The 2241-nt window shown below is 36.9% G+C and carries 2 protein-coding genes; one reads left to right on the forward strand and one right to left on the reverse strand.

Annotated elements, in window-relative coordinates; translation table 11 throughout:
* A partial coding sequence (locus AC220I_RS21545) for an urease accessory protein UreH domain-containing protein (protein ID WP_486725928.1) occupies positions 1-786 on the reverse strand: 786 nt, incomplete at its 3' end.
* A 205-nt stretch (positions 787-991) separates the two neighbouring features.
* On the opposite strand from AC220I_RS21545, the gene nox reads away from it, so the two are divergent.
* A partial coding sequence (gene nox, locus AC220I_RS21550) for a H2O-forming NADH oxidase (protein WP_486725929.1) occupies positions 992-2241 on the forward strand: 1250 nt, incomplete at its 3' end.

A 2241-nucleotide genomic window follows, 5' to 3' on the forward strand; every position in this document is an offset into this window, starting at 1 on the left:
GGCCCCCTCAACAACACTACCTGTACCAAGTGCATACAGCTGCATCGATTGTAGTGGACCACAAGGCATCAATCCGTTTAACAAGCCAACAACAAATGGACTTTTACCTTGCTTTGCAGCATTCTTTGCCCTTATACTTCCAGGAATTTTAGGTATTAGACGCTTAATAATCTTATTGTCTACGAGCATATTGATGCCCATCAAAGTCATAAATATTCCTGCAAAAACTGGTATCAAACCGCCTGAAAATTGTACCGAAGCACCAATCCCCCCAACAATACCACCAATGACAGTATAAGAAACAATTCGACCTAAATTATAAAGGACAGCAGGCATATATGTTTTTTTGGTGCCTTGAATTTGAACACATTGAGAAATAACAATACCGCCACACATTGCAACACAATGTAACGATGTAACAAGGCCAATGAGAAACAAGGCTAAAAAGCTGATATTTGAGGGGATTTCAGGAATATAATTAAAGCCTACAGTGTTATTGATTATTAAAAACCCCGCAAGTAAAATCATAATCCAACCAATTGGATTGCCCTCTTTCTTAGTCACGAGAGGCGCTTCTAACTCATCAATATAATAGCCTTCTGATTCTATAGCGGCCTTTATCTCAGCTATATCCTGATCATTGCTGATTTCCATTACTAGCTGACCTGTTATATGAGATATCCTAAGTATTTTGATACCTTCAACTCTGCTTAAGGCCTTAGATACTATTGATTCACATCCTGAGCAAGTCATGCCCCTCACATTTAACGTGATTTTATTAGCCACAGTGTCCCCCTAAATCATTAATGACATACTAATGTAATTATAAACATAAATTGTGGCAAAATTATGTTCGTTTTAAATGGATTTTAGATATTTATAATTTTTTTTATTTTCTATGTTTAAAAGTAATATTTTCGTGGTATAATATCTGTGAAAATTGTAACGAATACAATTTTATATCGAATACAAAACAAGGAGATTATATAACATGAAAAAAGTGGTAATCGTAGGCACAAATCATGCTGGAACAGCTGCAACAAATACTATTTTAGATAATTCAAATAATCATCAGGTCACTGTTTTTGATTCTAACAACAATATTAGCTTTTTAGGGTGTGGTATGGCACTATGGATTGGCAATCAGATTGCTGGACCAGAAGGTCTATTTTATTCTAACAAGGAAACATTAGAGTCAAAAGGTGCTAAGGTATATATGGAAACACCAGTAACAAAAATTGATTTTAAGGCTAAAGTGGTCTATGGACAAAATGCTCAGGGCGAAATGATTCAAGAGCAATACGATGATTTAATATTGGCAACAGGTTCTTTACCGATCATTCCTAAAATTGAAGGTATGGAACTTGAAAACGTTCAAAAAGTAAAATTATACCAACACGCTGAAGTGGTTATTGAGAAACTCAAAAATCCAGAAATTAAAGATGTTGTGGTGGTTGGTGCTGGCTACATCGGTGTTGAACTCGCAGAAGCCTTTGAGCGACATGGCAAGAACGTAACCCTTATAGATATTGCAACAACTAGCTTACCTGCGTATTACGATGCCCCTTTCACTCAGTTGATGAATGAGAATCTTTCATCACATGGTATTAAACTGGCATTTGGTGAAACCGTTCAAAAACTTGTAGGTAATGGGAAAGTTGAAAGCGTCGTTACTGATAAGGCAACACATAAAGCAGATATGGTGGTTATGGCTATTGGTTTTAGACCAAATACCGAACTTGGAGCAGACCAACTGGATAAGTTCAGAAACGGTGCATACTTGGTCAACAAGAAGCAACAAACATCACTCCCAAATGTATACGCCATCGGGGATTGCGCTACTGTTTATGATAACTCAATCGATAACACAAGCTACATTGCACTTGCAACTAATGCGGTTCGTTCTGCAATCGTAGCGGCTCATAACGTTATTGGAAACGATATCGACTCTGCAGGTGTACAAGGATCAAACGGTATTGCCATCTATGACTTAAAAATGGTTTCAACGGGCATTACAGCTGAAAGAGCTAAATTGCTTGGATTAGATGTCTTGTATACTGATTTTGAAGACCTTCAAAAACCAGAGTTTATCACCGAAGAAAATCACAAGGTTAAACTCAGAATCGTTTATGACGCCAAATCTAGAATCATTCTAGGTGCACAAATGGCCTCGCATCATGACATGTCAATGGGAATCCATTTATTCTCACTTGCAATTCAAGAAAAAGTAACCATTGATAA

It is taken from the genome of Fusibacter sp. (assembly GCF_057447755.1).